General features: G+C 65.2%; 13 protein-coding genes. 5 read left to right on the top strand and 8 right to left on the bottom strand.

What is annotated here, in order from left to right; all coding sequences use genetic code 11:
• Nucleotides 1-73: 73 nt before the first annotated feature.
• The 4 genes from EF888_RS06305 to EF888_RS06290 all read right to left on the bottom strand — a co-directional run bounded on the left by EF888_RS06305 (nt 74) and on the right by EF888_RS06290 (nt 3,797).
• The gene (locus EF888_RS06305; RefSeq protein WP_126918520.1) at nt 74-1,375 is read right to left on the bottom strand and encodes a Tad domain-containing protein; all 1,302 of its coding nucleotides are present in this window, start codon (nt 1,373-1,375) and stop codon (nt 74-76) included.
• A gap of 2 nt (nt 1,376-1,377) precedes the next feature.
• Complete coding sequence (locus EF888_RS06300) at nt 1,378-1,773, bottom strand: TadE/TadG family type IV pilus assembly protein (protein WP_164721596.1); 396 nt, start codon at nt 1,771-1,773, stop codon at nt 1,378-1,380.
• Between the two features lies 1 nt (nt 1,774).
• The gene (locus EF888_RS06295) at nt 1,775-2,206 is read right to left on the bottom strand and encodes a hypothetical protein (RefSeq protein ID WP_126918519.1); all 432 of its coding nucleotides are present in this window, start codon (nt 2,204-2,206) and stop codon (nt 1,775-1,777) included.
• A 154-nt stretch (nt 2,207-2,360) separates the two neighbouring features.
• Nucleotides 2,361-3,797 (bottom strand): Glu/Leu/Phe/Val family dehydrogenase, encoded by a 1,437-nt coding sequence (locus EF888_RS06290; protein WP_109761066.1) that lies wholly within the window; start codon nt 3,795-3,797, stop codon nt 2,361-2,363.
• Nucleotides 3,798-4,099: 302 nt separating this feature from the next.
• Between EF888_RS06290 and EF888_RS06285 the strand changes: the two genes are divergently transcribed.
• From EF888_RS06285 to EF888_RS06275, 3 genes are read left to right on the top strand one after another with little or no spacing between them, the layout of a single operon-like run.
• Nucleotides 4,100-5,821, top strand: coding sequence for a TadE/TadG family type IV pilus assembly protein (locus EF888_RS06285; RefSeq protein WP_109761067.1), 1,722 nt, complete (start codon nt 4,100-4,102; stop codon nt 5,819-5,821).
• 22 nt (nt 5,822-5,843) lie between these two features.
• Nucleotides 5,844-6,602, top strand: a complete 759-nt coding sequence (locus EF888_RS06280; RefSeq protein WP_109761068.1) for a TadE/TadG family type IV pilus assembly protein — start codon at nt 5,844-5,846, stop codon at nt 6,600-6,602.
• On the top strand, nt 6,602-7,165 hold the full coding sequence (locus EF888_RS06275) for a TadE/TadG family type IV pilus assembly protein (RefSeq protein ID WP_109761069.1): 564 nt from the start codon (nt 6,602-6,604) through the stop codon (nt 7,163-7,165). Before EF888_RS06280 ends, EF888_RS06275 begins: the two co-directional genes overlap by 1 nt.
• A 37-nt stretch (nt 7,166-7,202) precedes the next feature.
• Here the strand turns inward: EF888_RS06275 and EF888_RS06270 are convergent, their stop codons facing one another.
• Together EF888_RS06270 and EF888_RS06265 are read right to left on the bottom strand one after the other, a co-directional pair.
• Nucleotides 7,203-7,691 (bottom strand): hypothetical protein, encoded by a 489-nt coding sequence (locus tag EF888_RS06270; protein ID WP_109761070.1) that lies wholly within the window; start codon nt 7,689-7,691, stop codon nt 7,203-7,205.
• The gene (locus EF888_RS06265) at nt 7,688-8,278 is read right to left on the bottom strand and encodes a TetR/AcrR family transcriptional regulator (protein ID WP_109761071.1); all 591 of its coding nucleotides are present in this window, start codon (nt 8,276-8,278) and stop codon (nt 7,688-7,690) included. Before EF888_RS06265 ends, EF888_RS06270 begins: the two co-directional genes overlap by 4 nt.
• Before the next feature lie 115 nt (nt 8,279-8,393).
• Here EF888_RS06265 and EF888_RS06260 point away from each other — a divergent pair, with 115 nt between their 5' ends.
• Together EF888_RS06260 and EF888_RS06255 are read left to right on the top strand one after the other, a co-directional pair.
• Nucleotides 8,394-8,672 (top strand): hypothetical protein, encoded by a 279-nt coding sequence (locus EF888_RS06260; RefSeq protein ID WP_109761072.1) that lies wholly within the window; start codon nt 8,394-8,396, stop codon nt 8,670-8,672.
• A gap of 71 nt (nt 8,673-8,743) precedes the next feature.
• Nucleotides 8,744-10,027: a homoserine dehydrogenase gene (locus EF888_RS06255; RefSeq protein ID WP_109761073.1), complete on the top strand. Its 1,284-nt coding sequence runs from the start codon at nt 8,744-8,746 to the stop codon at nt 10,025-10,027.
• Between the two features lie 94 nt (nt 10,028-10,121).
• Here EF888_RS06255 and EF888_RS22170 read toward each other — a convergent pair whose 3' ends face one another.
• Both EF888_RS22170 and EF888_RS06245 read right to left on the bottom strand, forming a co-directional pair.
• A complete protein-coding gene (locus EF888_RS22170) occupies nt 10,122-11,471 on the bottom strand; it encodes a hypothetical protein (RefSeq protein WP_241239820.1) in 1,350 nt (449 codons plus the stop codon).
• 77 nt (nt 11,472-11,548) lie between these two features.
• The gene (locus EF888_RS06245; RefSeq protein WP_109761139.1) at nt 11,549-12,901 is read right to left on the bottom strand and encodes a TolC family outer membrane protein; all 1,353 of its coding nucleotides are present in this window, start codon (nt 12,899-12,901) and stop codon (nt 11,549-11,551) included.
• Between the last annotated feature and the right edge of the window lie 12 nt (nt 12,902-12,913).

Below are 12,913 nucleotides of genomic sequence, written 5' to 3'. Positions count from 1 at the left end.
ATGACGCATCGCTTGCGCGAAACGAAAAGGCCGGACCCTGCGGACCGGCCTTTGCGCAATCCTGGAGTGTCCGTCAGCCGGCGAGGCGCATGTACTTCGCCTTGAAGATGTGCGACATGCCGCTGCCGCAGAAGGCGAAGTTCATGTTCGACGTGCCGTCGATGCGGCCGCCCGCCACGATGGATGCGCCTCGGATGCCGTCAGCGTTCGCTTGGAACTCGACGTTGCCTGCGGCGATGATCTGGCTGCCGTGCATCTCAAGCGATGATGCGACTTCGACACCGCCATAGGACACGAGGATCGCGCCACCGCCTTCGGCACAGTTGTCCTTCGCCCCGAGGACCAGGTTGTTCGGCGCGCTCATGGCCTTTGCCGCGGTGCTCTTCGTGATGATGACGGCGTCCTGGAACTCGGCCCCGTTCTTGAAGACCATGTCGCAATCTGCGATCACGACGATGTTCTTGTAGACACCCGGGTTGAACGTCAGCCTGTTCGTGCAGGACGACTTGTGGATGCGCCCGCTGGTGAAATCGCTGGGATTGACCGTCGTAGCTGTCAGGGTCAGCGGCGTGTAGGAGCTGATGTACGTCTGGGCGTAGTCGCTGTCCTTGATCTGCACGCCTAGGCGTACCCTGTTGAGACGGTCCAGGATCTTGATGAACCAGCGGCCCTCGCGCAGCGCTTTTTCGAGACCCTCGTTCTTTTCCTCGCTCAGGCCGTCATTCGGCACGACGAGGTCGTCCGTGTCGGGCATCGACACGACGGTCCCGGCCTCGAAAAAGTTGTTCTGGTTGATCTCGACGTGGCTGTTCGAGTGGATGCAGAATCCGTTGTAGTAAGAGTTGTTCGACTGGATGTCGACAACCCCCTGGGCGACGAAGCCCTCCACTAGACAGGTCGGGTAGAAGGTCTCGAACACGCTCTGACGCTTCACATCCCATTGGTTGAGGCCGACGAGGTGGAGAAGAAATGTGCCGACGGGGTTGCCGTTGCTCGACAGGCGTCTCGTCTCGACCATCACGGCGTCGCGGCTGTCTTCATCAACGGTGAAGATCTTGGTGGCGCGGTCGTACTCGCCGAACTGGATCGCCTCTTCGTCGAGGACCTCGCCATAGACCGAGGCCGGCATGTTGGCCTGCAGGATCTGCATCGCGGTCGCGCGCGATGTCTCCATGTCGTGCATTTCCCGTTCGACGAGCGCGGCGTGCGCTGCGGCGTCGGCGGCGGTCTGAAGCTGGGTGCGCGCCGACATGAGGTTCGACACGTCGATGGCGACGCCCGAAAGCATTCCCACGGCCAGGATGAAGAACAGGTTTATGACCGACATCGCGCCATCCTCGTCCGCGACAGGGGTCGGTATCCGCAACTTTGACATTTCTAGAACTCCTGAACCATTTGGGAGACCACCTGCATGTTTATCGACGCAAGCGAGGTGACGAAGCCCACCGCATCGAGATCGGACGTCGGCAAGGTGACGACCGTCGTGATGAGTCCGTCTTCGGTATTGATGTGAGCGCTGGCATTCGGGCTGATCGTGGAAAGCCGCGACACGATCTGCGCCTCTGCCTCTTCGCGCGTCACCTCGCCGATGGCGAAGGAGCGGTTCGCGTCCTCGGTGACCTGGAGCGCACGCGCCTGGCCGTAGAAGATGAGGGCGCCGTCGGCGATCAGCGTCAGGCAGAACACGAAAAAGGGGATCCACAGGACCGCTTCGACGGAGATTGTCCCGTCTTCGCGGCGGAAACGGCGGAGCGCGCTCAAGATCTGGGACATGTCAACTCTCCACCAGGTGAGACGCGGACACGACGATCTGGATGTCCGAGAAGATGGACAGGATGCCCGTGGCCTGAAGGTCGGAGCCCGGGATCGTGGCGACGATGCTGACGACATTGTCGACGATGGTCGTCTCGACCTCGGCTGCGCTGCTGAGATGGCTGAGGCTGGCGGTCGCGCGATCCTCGGCGGCCTGTTCGATCAGCGCCGGCTCATCCATGTCGCCCAGGTATCCGGTCGAGGCGAGGCGGTTCACGTCCTGGATGATCCGGCGTGCCTGGCTTTGTCCGTTGAACATCAGAGAGACGTCGACGAGGAGCGCGAAGAAGACGCCGTAGATCGGGACCCAGAGGACCCCTTCGACCGTGACTGCGCCCGTTTCCTTAAGAAGGAGGTATCGAAGCCGACGTCCCAGTGGAGCGATCGCGCGCATTGGCAGTCTCCCGGGATCGCAAGATCCCTTTTTCATCCCAGAGACATGCTTAGATCTGGATTGTGTCCGAAATCCGGTCGGGGCGCGGTGGAGGAGCGGCCATTAACCAGATTTTTACAGCAGATTAAGCGCTTTTCGCGTGTTGCGCGCCTGCTCAGAGCCCCTTGGCGCGGTAGCTGGCGGCAACGCGCGCGATGGAGACGAGGTAGGCGGCCGTACGCAGGTCGCTTACGTCGTCGCGCTCGTGCCAGACCTGCCGCATCGCCTGGTAGGCGCCCCGCATGGTGTCATCGAGACCGGACCGCACGAGTTCGAGTTCTCCCGCGCCCTTGAGATAGCGTTCCTTGAAGCCGGGGGACAGGGTCCAGCCGAGGCCCTTGTCGGCCGAGAGCCTCTCGAGTTCGTCGACGATGAGCCTGTGCCAGGATTCCTCCTGCCGCCTCTGCATACGGCCGAAACGGATGTGGCTGAGGTTCTTGACCCACTCGAAGTAGGACACCGTCACGCCACCCGCGTTGGCGTACATGTCGGGGATGATGACCGTCCCGCGCTTGCGCAGGACGTCGTCGGCCCCCGCCGTGACGGGACCGTTTGCCGCCTCGATGATGAGGGGAGCGCGGATCCGTTCGGCGTTCGACAGGTTGATGACCCCTTCCATTGCGGCGGGGATGAGGATGTCGCAGTCGTTTTCGAGGACCGAGGCCCCGTTTTCGACGAAGGTGGCGTCGGGATAGCCGCGCACGCCACCGTGGTTGACGATCCAGCTGCGCAGCGAGGGGATGTCGAGACCGGCCTCGCGCACCACCGCGCCGTCATGCTCGATGACGCCGACGATCTTCGCGCCGTCTTCCTGCGACAGGAAGAGGGCCGCGTGATAACCGACGTTGCCGAGGCCCTGCACCACGACGCGCTTGCCGTCGAGACTGCCGGTCAAACCGGCCTCGGCCATGTCTTCGGGGTGGCGGAAGAATTCCTGGAGCGCGTACTGGACGCCCCGCCCCGTCGCCTCGACCCGGCCCTGGATGCCGCCGGCGTGGATCGGCTTGCCGGTGACGCAGGCGTTGGCGTTGATGTCAGTGGTGTTCATCCGGCGGTACTGGTCGGCGATCCAGGCCATCTCGCGCTCGCCCGTGCCCATGTCGGGGGCCGGGACGTTCTGCGAAGGGTTGATGAGGTCGCGCTTGGCGAGTTCGTAGGCGAAGCGGCGCGTGATACGTTCCAGCTCGTCCTCTTCCCAGGCGCGGGGGTCGATGCAGAGCCCGCCCTTCGAGCCGCCGAACGGCGCCTCGACCAGGGCGCACTTGTAGGTCATCAGCGCCGCCAGCGCCTCGACCTCGTCCTGGTTCACGCTGAGGGCATAGCGGATGCCGCCCTTCACGGGCTCCATATGTTCGGAATGGACAGAGCGGTAACCGGTGAAGGTGGTGATGCGGCCGCGCAGCTTGACGCCGAAGCGCACGACGTAGGTCGAGTTGCAGACCCTGATCTTTTCCTCGAGCCCCGGCGGCAGATCCATGAGCGCTGCCGCGCGATTGAACATGAGATCGACGCTGTCGCGGAAACCGGGTTCGCGTCCTGACGATCCGTCCATCGCTCACCTCCCTGGCCGATGATGGTGCGCCGGCATCATTGCATTGCCGGGGGTTACCGTTTGCCTAACAAAAACCATGAAGCACCGTTTCAGTGATCGCAACCGACGCGATTGTCCCGGCGTCGGCACCAAAGCCTGCAATATGGCGTGGATTGGTCCCACCATGCCTTTGTTTACGCTCGCTAAATCCGGATGGCTGCCACAGTTGCGCCACAATTCTCGTCTAGAAAAGTTTTATCGATATCTGTGCGAAACGTCCGGTTGTTCGGACAGGATGTCGTGGGTAATGAGTGTGAGGTCCCATGAGGACGACAGTAAACGGTTCGCATCGCGTCGTCCGTGACGCGTGGCTCGAGGCTAAGGCTTACCGCGACTCCGAGAGCGGTTCCCTTACCATCTTCAGCATCTTCCTCTTCGTCCTGATCCTGTTCATCACGGGCATGGCCGTGGACATCATGCGCTACGAATCCGAGCGCGCGTCGATCCAGAACACGATCGACACGGCGATCATCGCGGCGTCGAGCCTCAGCCAGACGGCCACCACGGACGCCGAGATCGAGGCGCTGGTGAAGGACTACGTCAGCAAGGCCGGCTACGATCCCGACATGGTCGATGTGACCCCCGTGATCGAGTTTCCGACGGGCGGATCGGTGGCCGTAGGCCGCTCGGTCTCGGCCAACGTCGACTTCCGGCTCGACACGATCTTCATGAACATGATGGGCATCGATCACCTCGAGGGCCGCACGAGGGGCACGGCCCGCGAGGGTCAGCAACTGATCGAGATCGCTCTCGTCCTCGATATGTCCGGGTCGATGGGCGACAACGGCAAGATGGACAACCTCAAGGTCGCCGCGAAAGACTTCGTGACGACCGTGCTGACCGCCAGCGGCCCCGACCGCGTGTCGATCTCGATCGTGCCCTACAACCAGCAGGTCTACATGGACGATGATCTGATGGCCCGGCTGGCGTTCGATGACGTGACCGTCACCACGGCACCGGCCTATGGCCTCGGGATGACGTCCTACCAGACGAACGACGCCACCTCGCGCTGTGCGAGGTTCAGCGACGCGGACTTCGCGACGCGCCGCCTGGCCGTCGGAAACGTCGACACGACGGCGGTCTTCAAGTCGGGCGGCAACAGCAACACGAAGCCGGCCGAAAGCGCCTACTGGTGCGGGAACGCCCGTCCCAAGATGTTCCTCTACCAGAACGACGAGACGCAACTGCACAACTTCATCGATAGCCTGTCGGCGGGCGGCTATACCGCGATCGACTACGGCATGAACTGGGGCGTGGGTGTCCTGGATCCGTCCTTCCAGCCGATCATCACGTCGATGGTCGACTCGGGCCTTCTTGTCGAAACGATGCGCGGTCACCCCGTCGCCTACGAGAACGACGTGTCGGCGGCCGACGACAAGGACGTGAGGAAGTACGTCGTCCTGATGACGGACGGCCAGAACACCGAGCATTTCGACCTGGCCGAGCCATTCAAGTCAGGCCCCTCGCCCGTGTGGTACTCGGAAACGCTTGCGAACGGCACGAAGGCCGACGGCTTCCTCGTCGCGCGGTCCAATGGTCCGGCGTCGTCCCGGTTCTACCGCCCGCGCGCGACCTGGACCACGAACGACGACCAGTTCCTTGCCGAGTCTGCACTTCCGGCGGACGCCGAACAGTGGGACTATCACAAGCTGTATCGGGAGTACGCCGTACGGGACGTGGCGCGGATGTTCTTCCAGAATTCCGGCGACAACGCGGCGTACAACGCCCACTGGAACGCCGTCATCGACGTGGGCAGCTATGGCGCGGCCGACACGCGGGTGCGGTCGATCTGCTCGGCCGCCGCGGCGAACGAGGAGATCGAGATCTTCACGGTCGCCTTCGAGGCGCCGACCAACGCTGCGAACCTGCTGCGGGACTGCGTCTCGCCGAAGACGGGCAATTTCTTCGACGTGAACGGGAGGCAGATCAGCGACGCGTTCGGCGCGATCGCGGCGCAGATTTCTCAGCTCAGACTGACTCAGTGACTTAAAACGGTGGTGGTGTGTGATGTGTAAATGGTTCAAAGATTTCAGGAAAAGGCAGGACGGTAGCGCGACGGTCGAGTTCGTCGTCCTGTTCCCCGCCTTCATCTTCCTGTTCCTGACCGGGTTCGAATCCGGCTACTACATGGTCCGCAACGTGATGCTCGAGCGCGCGGTCGACGTTGCTGTCCGCGACGTGCGGCTCGGCAACGGCAAGGTGCCAGGCTACGAGCATCTGAAGGCCAGGATCTGCAATCAGGCCGGCATCATTCCCGACTGCATGAACGCGCTTCAGATCGAGATGCAGCCGATCCCGATCGAGCCCGGCAGCACTGCTGCCGTTCGCGGTCCGGCGAAATGCGTCGACCGCTTTTCGACCGAGAATCCGCTGACCGGCACGACCTACGAAGTGGGCGACCAGAACAGCATGATGATGGTGCGCGTCTGCGCCCTTGCGCAGCCGCTGTTCCCCTCGACGGGCATCGGCGTGGGAATGCGGGTCGACGCCGAGGGCAACTATGCGCTCGTCGCGACATCGGCCTTCGTCAACGAGCCGGGCAACCGTTCGCTGGCACCCGACCCGTTCAACCCGCCTGTGGCGAACAATGGCCAAGGCTGCGACTCGGGCATCGGAACGGGCAGCGAAGGCTGCGATCCCGGACAGTCCGGCGACCACAATGCGGCCGGCGACGACGTCGGCGAAGCGGCCGCGAACCTGGGCGGGGGCTCGCTCCTGAGACCCGGCTACACTCAGTCGGGCAGCGACACCGGAGATCAGAACTGATGGCACGCTTCCTCCCCCGGCGCTTCCGCCACGACGAGACCGGCAGTCTGTCCATCGAGGCCGTCTTCGCCCTTCCGCTTCTGGTCTGGGCGATCATCGCGACCTTCGTCTTCTGGGACGCCTTCAAGACGTTGAACGTCAGCCAGAAAGCCACCTACACAGTCGCCGACATGCTGTCGCGCGAGACCGACCCCATCGACGACGACTACATCGCCGCGATGCACGAGATGTTCGACTTCCTCGCCGGATCGGCGGGGCAGAACGCGATCCGCGTGTCCGTCGTCACCAAGATCACCGATCCGGTGACCGGCATCGAGCAGGTCGCGCTGGTCTGGTCCGAGGGCGCCGACATTCCCGCCTATACGGACCTCACCATGATCGAGACGCGCCTGCCAGAAATGGCCGTGGGCGAGCAGTTGATCGTCGTGGAAAGCGAGCAGGAGTGGCAGCCGGCGTTCGCCGTGGGTCTTGCCGCCTACCGCTTCCGCGAAGTGGCGCTGGCACGGCCCCGCTTCTCGCCGCAGCTCGTCTTTGACGACGGGCTGAGCGGCGCGGCGAGCTAGGTAGGGACGCACCAGCGCGGCGCGTTCTAGCGTCTATTCAACGCTCTGGAAGAACACCTTCAACCAGCGCCGAAAGAAGCTCGGCCATCGCCCGCGCCTGTCCGCCGCCCACGACACCGCCGATGCCGAGGGATCGGCCGCGGACCCACCAGAGGCCCGGCGCCCAGCCCCAGGGCTGAGGCGTCTTCAGCCGCACGAGGAAGCCGTTCGAGGGTTTGAAGGCAAGGACGCCGCTTTCGACGCGGTAGATGTCGTCGACCGGCGCCAGCATCCGCCCGCTGGACGTCGAAAGCCCCGCGCGTGTCAGGACGAGGCTGTCTTGCGTCGCGCGCCTCAGGGCGTCGGCAAACCAGACCGCGACGAGCCCCAAGGCGAGGAACAGAAGCCGCCACAGGCCGCCGAGGTCGTCGACGGCGAGCGTGAACATCAGCACGCCCAGCGCCGCGAGACACAGCACGCCCAGCCAGCGCCGCATCGGGGAGGCCGAAATCGAGATCAGGACGCCATCGCGCTCACCTGCCGTCACGCCGTCACCATCCGCTGTGTCATGGTCCAGTAGACCCTTTCGATGTCGTCCCGCGCAAGCCGTCCCCCGTCCCGATACCATGTCAGCACGCCGTTCAGCTTGGCGATGAGGGCAAGCGCCGTGACGCGCACGTCCGGCAGATCGAAGTCGCCCGAAGCCTGTCCGTCGGAGAGGATCGTCTCGAGTTCGGCCTCGTAGGCGCGGCGCAGGTCACGGATGGCGCCGTGGTTGTCTCCGGTGAGGCTGCGGAATTCCATGTAGGCGAGAAAGACGTGGTCGTTGCGGTCGAAGTGATAGCGGATGTGGAAGCGGACGAATGTCTCGAGCCTCTCGAACGGCGCGCCCCCGTCCACGCGCACCTCGCGCCATGCAGCCAGCAGCGATTGCATGTGATCGTGCATCAGATCGAACAGCAGCGACTGCTTGTCGGGCGTGTAGAGATAAAGCGCACCGGCCCGGACGCCGACTTCGGCCGCGATTTCGCGCATCGAGACGGCAGCGAAACCCGAGCGCGCGAAGAGGCGCAGCGCCGCATCGCGTATCGCGGGACCCGTGATTTCCGCGTGAGAGCCAGCCTTGCGCGCCATTCCTCCGTTCTATCTGAACGCTTGTTCAGTTCAAACGCAAAGTTCCGCTGCTTGACCCTGGAAGTGCATGGCAGCGGACTGGCCAAGCGCCCTGCCCGCCCGTAATGTCCGGGACATGACGCGCACGGTCCTTCTTGCCTTCCTGACGCTCTGCTCCTGCGGCCCCTGGCCCGATACCAGTAGCGCGCCTCTCGCCCGTCAGAACCAGCCCTGGCCGCAACTTCTGCCTCTCGACCCGATCCTCGACCCCGCCGGTCCAGCGTTCACGGGAGATGCCGAGGCGCAGGCGCTGTCGGCGCGGGCCGCGGCCTTGCGGACGCGGGCGGCTGTCCTGCGCCGTCCAGTGGAGGACGAGGCTGCGATGGAGGCCCTGCGCGCGCGCCTTTCGGGATGATCCTCTCGGACGTTGCCCCGCACGGGCCGACCGGCTAACACGCGCGGAACCAGTCACACGGAGCGCGCCACATGACCCAGCCCCTTCGCCTCGGCATCGCCGGTCTTGGTACGGTCGGCGTGGGTGTCGTGCGCATCGTTCAGAGACATGCCGACCTGCTGGCCGCGCGGACGGGTCGAGAGATCGTCATTTCCGCCATCTCGGCGCGGTCGCAGCGCGACAGGGGCGTGAGGCTCTCGTCCTATGCCTGGGAGAACGATCCCGTGGCGCTTGCCGTTCGCGACGACGTCGATGTCTTCGTCGAGCTCATGGGCGGGTCGGAGGGACCGGCGAAGTCGGCAATCGAGGCCGCCATCGCGTCCGGCAAGGATGTGGTGACCGCGAACAAGGCTCTTCTGGCGCTGCATGGGCAGTCGCTGGCGACAGCGGCCGAGGCGAAGGGCGTCACGATCCGCTACGAGGCGGCGGTCGCGGGCGGCATCCCTGTCATCAAGGCGCTGACAGAGGGCCTGGTCGGCAACGAGATCACGCGCGTCATGGGCGTGATGAACGGCACCTGCAACTACATCCTCACGCGGATGCAGGACGCTGGCCTCGACTACCAGACCGTCTTCGCGGAATGCGAGAAGCTGGGCTATCTGGAGGCCGATCCCACGCTCGACGTGGGCGGTATCGATGCGGGGCACAAGCTTGCGATCCTCGTCTCCCTCGCCTTCGGCACGCAGATCGACTTCGAGGCGCTGACCATCGAGGGGATCGAGCGGATCAGCGTCGAGGACATCGAGCAGGCCGCCGACATGGGCTATCGCGTCAAGCTTCTGGGCGTGGCGCAGAAGACGGGTCGCGGGATCGACGCGCGGATGACACCGTGCCTCGTGCCGGATACCTCGCCTCTCGGCCAGTTGCCGGGGGCCACGAACATGGTGGTTCTCGAAGGCGACAGCGTCGGCAAGATCGTCCTGCGCGGAGCGGGCGCGGGCGAAGGACCCACAGCCAGCGCCGTGATGTCGGATATCTGCGATCTGGCGAGGGGCGTCCGGCTTCCGGTCTTCGGCATTCCCGCGGCGAAACTCGCCCCGGCCGCGAAGGGCGTCTCCGCCCCTCCGGCGGCCTGGTACCTGCGCATGAAGCTGGTCGACAAACCGGGTGCGCTGGCCAAGATCGCGGCCGTCCTCGGTGACGCAGGGATTTCGATCGACAGGATGCGCCAGTACGGGCACGACGAGCAGGATGCACCTGTGCTTATCGTCACCCACAAGGCGTCGCGCGATGCGCTGGACCTGGCGATTGCGGCAATGGCGGGGACGGGAGTGCTGTCGTCCGACCCCGTGGCGATCCGGATCGAGGATGTCTAGGGACTGCGAGGTCGGCTGACCCTCACGGCGCTCCCGCCGCGATGTGTTTCGCCTGGTGACGCGAGGTGCGTCGGGATGAGACGGCGTTGAGGTCTCAGGTCAGGTCTCGGGCGTTCAGCGCGCGCAGGATTTCGCGCCGAACGAGCTTTCGGACGTTGCGCGTGATGCGTTCCCCGAGTTCGCCTTGAAGCTCTTCGCGGATCAGGCGTCCGACCATCAGCCGCATCGCGTCCTCGTTCGGCAGCACCGCCAAGGCCGCACCCGCGACGTCGAGCGGCGACGGGGAGACGGTTTCGATGGCCCCGTCTTCGGGAGCGACAGCGTCCTCGACCGGAACGGCGGCGCGCGTTGTCGTGGCGGCGAGCGCCGGTTCGATGGCGGCGTCGAAGGGTGGAGCGGTCCGGACTTCCTCGCCGCGCGTGACGTCAGGCCCCGCCGCGTCGGCGCGGCTTTCGTATTCGTCGTCGACGGGTTCGTCCGGCTCTCGACCGGATTCCTCGTCCTGATCCTTGTGGACGAAGATAACCGACGGCTCGGGAGCCTCGGCCTCGGCAATCAGCGCATCGATCTCCGGGTCGTCGTCCTGCGTGTCGGCGATCCGGTCGGCGTCGTTGTCATCCCGCTCGTCACGAGAGAACCGGGAGAATGCGGAGGGTTCGTCATCGAAATCTTCAGCCGACATATCGACCGGGACGCCGCTGGTCTCATCGGTGGTCTCAGGCGCTTCGACCAGCCTGTCCTCGGCGACGAGGCTTCGGACCGACTCGCGCACGGCGCGCGACAGGGCGTCGTCGAAGTCGTCGCCGTCGCGCGCCAGGGTCGTGGGCATCACCGGGGCTGAAGCGCGCGTCGGGTCGCCGGACCAGCGCGCGGCCAGTCGCGTGGCGACGTCGTCGGGGTCGGTGAAGCGACGCACCTCGGCGGTGTGCGGGGCCGGCTGCACGTCCTCGGCCATCGGCGCCTCTTCGTCATCGACGGCAGCTTGATCGTTCGCATTGGTGTCGCTCTTGCGCCGGAAGGCCGGGGTTTCGGTTCCGATCTCCTCGTCGTCCGCAGCCGGTCCGGTTTCGATCAGCGCGATCTGGCTGAGGCGCAAAGAACTGCGGCGGCGGGACGTGTCGGGGGTTTCCGATGGCGGGCGGGTGTAGACGATGCGGTCGGGCCGGTGTTGCGACTGATCCTCGGACCCGTCGGGCTCGAATTCGTCGTTGCGGAAGCTGACGGCGGCCTCGAGCTCGGCAATCCGCTCTTCGAGCGATTTGCGCGCGGTGGCCGACGTCGCGCCGCGGGGAGCGGTCACGATGCGTTGCGCGGCCGTCAGCACAAGAGCCCCCGGCCCTTCGGGCAACGCGGGGCGCGGCGTGCGGGGAAGCTCGCCCGAGACGAGTCGCCTGACGGACGACAGAACGTCTTCGACCTTGGGATCCGTCGCGTTTCCAGACATTGAGATCGTTCCTGCTGCCTCTTGAAGGCTCAGCCTAACGCCAGACCCCGCGGCAGACAACCACCGCGGGCCCTGACTCAGTTGCGACCAATGGATCTCAGGACCCGGTCCAGTCGCTGCCCCTGGGGGCTTATGTGGAGTGGCGCGTCCTTGACGGCGTTATAGTAGGCGGCCGGATCGTAGATCGGGACGTTGAGGCCCAGCCGCTCGGCCGTGAGCCGTCCCATCGCGTCGAGAACCTGGTAGATCGCGAGATACCGGTCGACCTCGGCCGCGACGCGGCTGGTGAGGGCGTCGAGCACCTCCTGCTCCTGGTCGAGGACCTCGAGCGTCGTCCGCGCGCCAAGCTGAAGCTCTTCGCGCACGCCTTCGAGGGCGAGCTGCGCGGCGCGCACCTGGCGGTCGGAGGCATCGATGGATGCAATGGCGACGGCGAGGTTGGCGTAGGCGTTGCCGACCTGCTGGTCGACAAGAAGACCGGTGGTGTAGAGCTGCGCCCGCACCTGGTCGCGGCGCGCCAACGACTGGCGCTTCAGCGACGACAGTGCGCCACCCTGATATATCGGCCCCGAGAGCTCGACCCCGAGGGACGTGCTGTCGTCACCTTCGTCGTCGATCCCGAACCGGCCCGAGACCTCGATGTTGGGAAGCCGGTTGCGCGAGGCGCGTTCGACGGCGATATCCGCCGCCTTGACCTGGTGCCGGACCTGGATGACCTGAGGGTTTTCCTGACGTGCGATCGCGCGCGCGGCCTCTTCGCTCGCCGGAATGGCGGGCGGCGTGGGCGGAGGCGCAAGATTGTCGGGATATTGGCCGACGACGGCGCGATACTGCTCGCGCGCCTGTGCGAGGCCGCCCTGCTCGGCCGCGAGACCGGACCGGGCCGCGGCAAGACGAGCCTCGGCGAGCGAGACGTCGGTGCGCGTCACCTCGCCCACATCGAAGCGGTCGCGGGTTGCGCGAAGCTGTTCGGTCAGGAGGCGGACGTTGTTCTGGCGCAGGTCGACGAAAGCCTCGGACCGGCGCACGGCAAGATAGGCGGTGACGGTGTTCAGCAGAACCGTGTTTTCGACATCGACGAGAACCGCGCGGGTGGCGAGTACGGTTTCCTTCGCCACGTCGACCCCGAGTTCCGAGCGACCGAAATCGTAGAGCAGCATTCCCGCTGTCAGCGAGATCGTTGCGTTGACGTCACTGCCGGTCGAAGGATCGGCGTAGTTCACTCCGGCGGCGTAGTTCAAGACCGGCCGAAGGGTCGCAACGGCCTGGGCCACATCCTCGTCCGCGGCACGCAGGACGGCGCGGTTCTGGTCTATCAGCCCGCTGTCGCGATAGGCGTCGATGAGTGCGTCCGTCAGCGTTTCCGCCGTTGTCGGCAGCGCCGCCAGCGACAGGACCATGGCGGCGATGGATGTGCGGAGTTTGTTCATGTTCATTCGCCG

Source organism: Silicimonas algicola (genome assembly GCF_003970735.1).
Classification (GTDB): domain Bacteria; phylum Pseudomonadota; class Alphaproteobacteria; order Rhodobacterales; family Rhodobacteraceae; genus Silicimonas; species Silicimonas algicola.
Note: the sequence above shows the minus strand (reverse complement) of the source record. Positions and strands in the feature narration are given on the sequence as shown.

Bases quoted from the DNA above. Each gene is read 5' to 3' on its own strand.
- EF888_RS06305 (WP_126918520.1), bottom strand. From the start codon at position 1,375: ATGTCAAAGTTGCGGATACCGACCCCTGTCGCGGACGAGGATGGCGCG.
- EF888_RS06300 (WP_164721596.1), bottom strand. From the start codon at position 1,773: ATGTCCCAGATCTTGAGCGCGCTCCGCCGTTTCCGCCGCGAAGACGGG.
- EF888_RS06295 (WP_126918519.1), bottom strand. From the start codon at position 2,206: ATGCGCGCGATCGCTCCACTGGGACGTCGGCTTCGATACCTCCTTCTT.
- EF888_RS06290 (WP_109761066.1), bottom strand. From the start codon at position 3,797: ATGGACGGATCGTCAGGACGCGAACCCGGTTTCCGCGACAGCGTCGAT.
- EF888_RS06285 (WP_109761067.1), top strand. From the start codon at position 4,100: ATGAGGACGACAGTAAACGGTTCGCATCGCGTCGTCCGTGACGCGTGG.
- EF888_RS06280 (WP_109761068.1), top strand. From the start codon at position 5,844: ATGTGTAAATGGTTCAAAGATTTCAGGAAAAGGCAGGACGGTAGCGCG.
- EF888_RS06275 (WP_109761069.1), top strand. From the start codon at position 6,602: ATGGCACGCTTCCTCCCCCGGCGCTTCCGCCACGACGAGACCGGCAGT.
- EF888_RS06265 (WP_109761071.1), bottom strand. From the start codon at position 8,278: ATGGCGCGCAAGGCTGGCTCTCACGCGGAAATCACGGGTCCCGCGATA.
- EF888_RS06260 (WP_109761072.1), top strand. From the start codon at position 8,394: ATGACGCGCACGGTCCTTCTTGCCTTCCTGACGCTCTGCTCCTGCGGC.
- EF888_RS06255 (WP_109761073.1), top strand. From the start codon at position 8,744: ATGACCCAGCCCCTTCGCCTCGGCATCGCCGGTCTTGGTACGGTCGGC.
- EF888_RS22170 (WP_241239820.1), bottom strand. From the start codon at position 11,471: ATGTCTGGAAACGCGACGGATCCCAAGGTCGAAGACGTTCTGTCGTCC.
- EF888_RS06245 (WP_109761139.1), bottom strand. From the start codon at position 12,901: ATGAACAAACTCCGCACATCCATCGCCGCCATGGTCCTGTCGCTGGCG.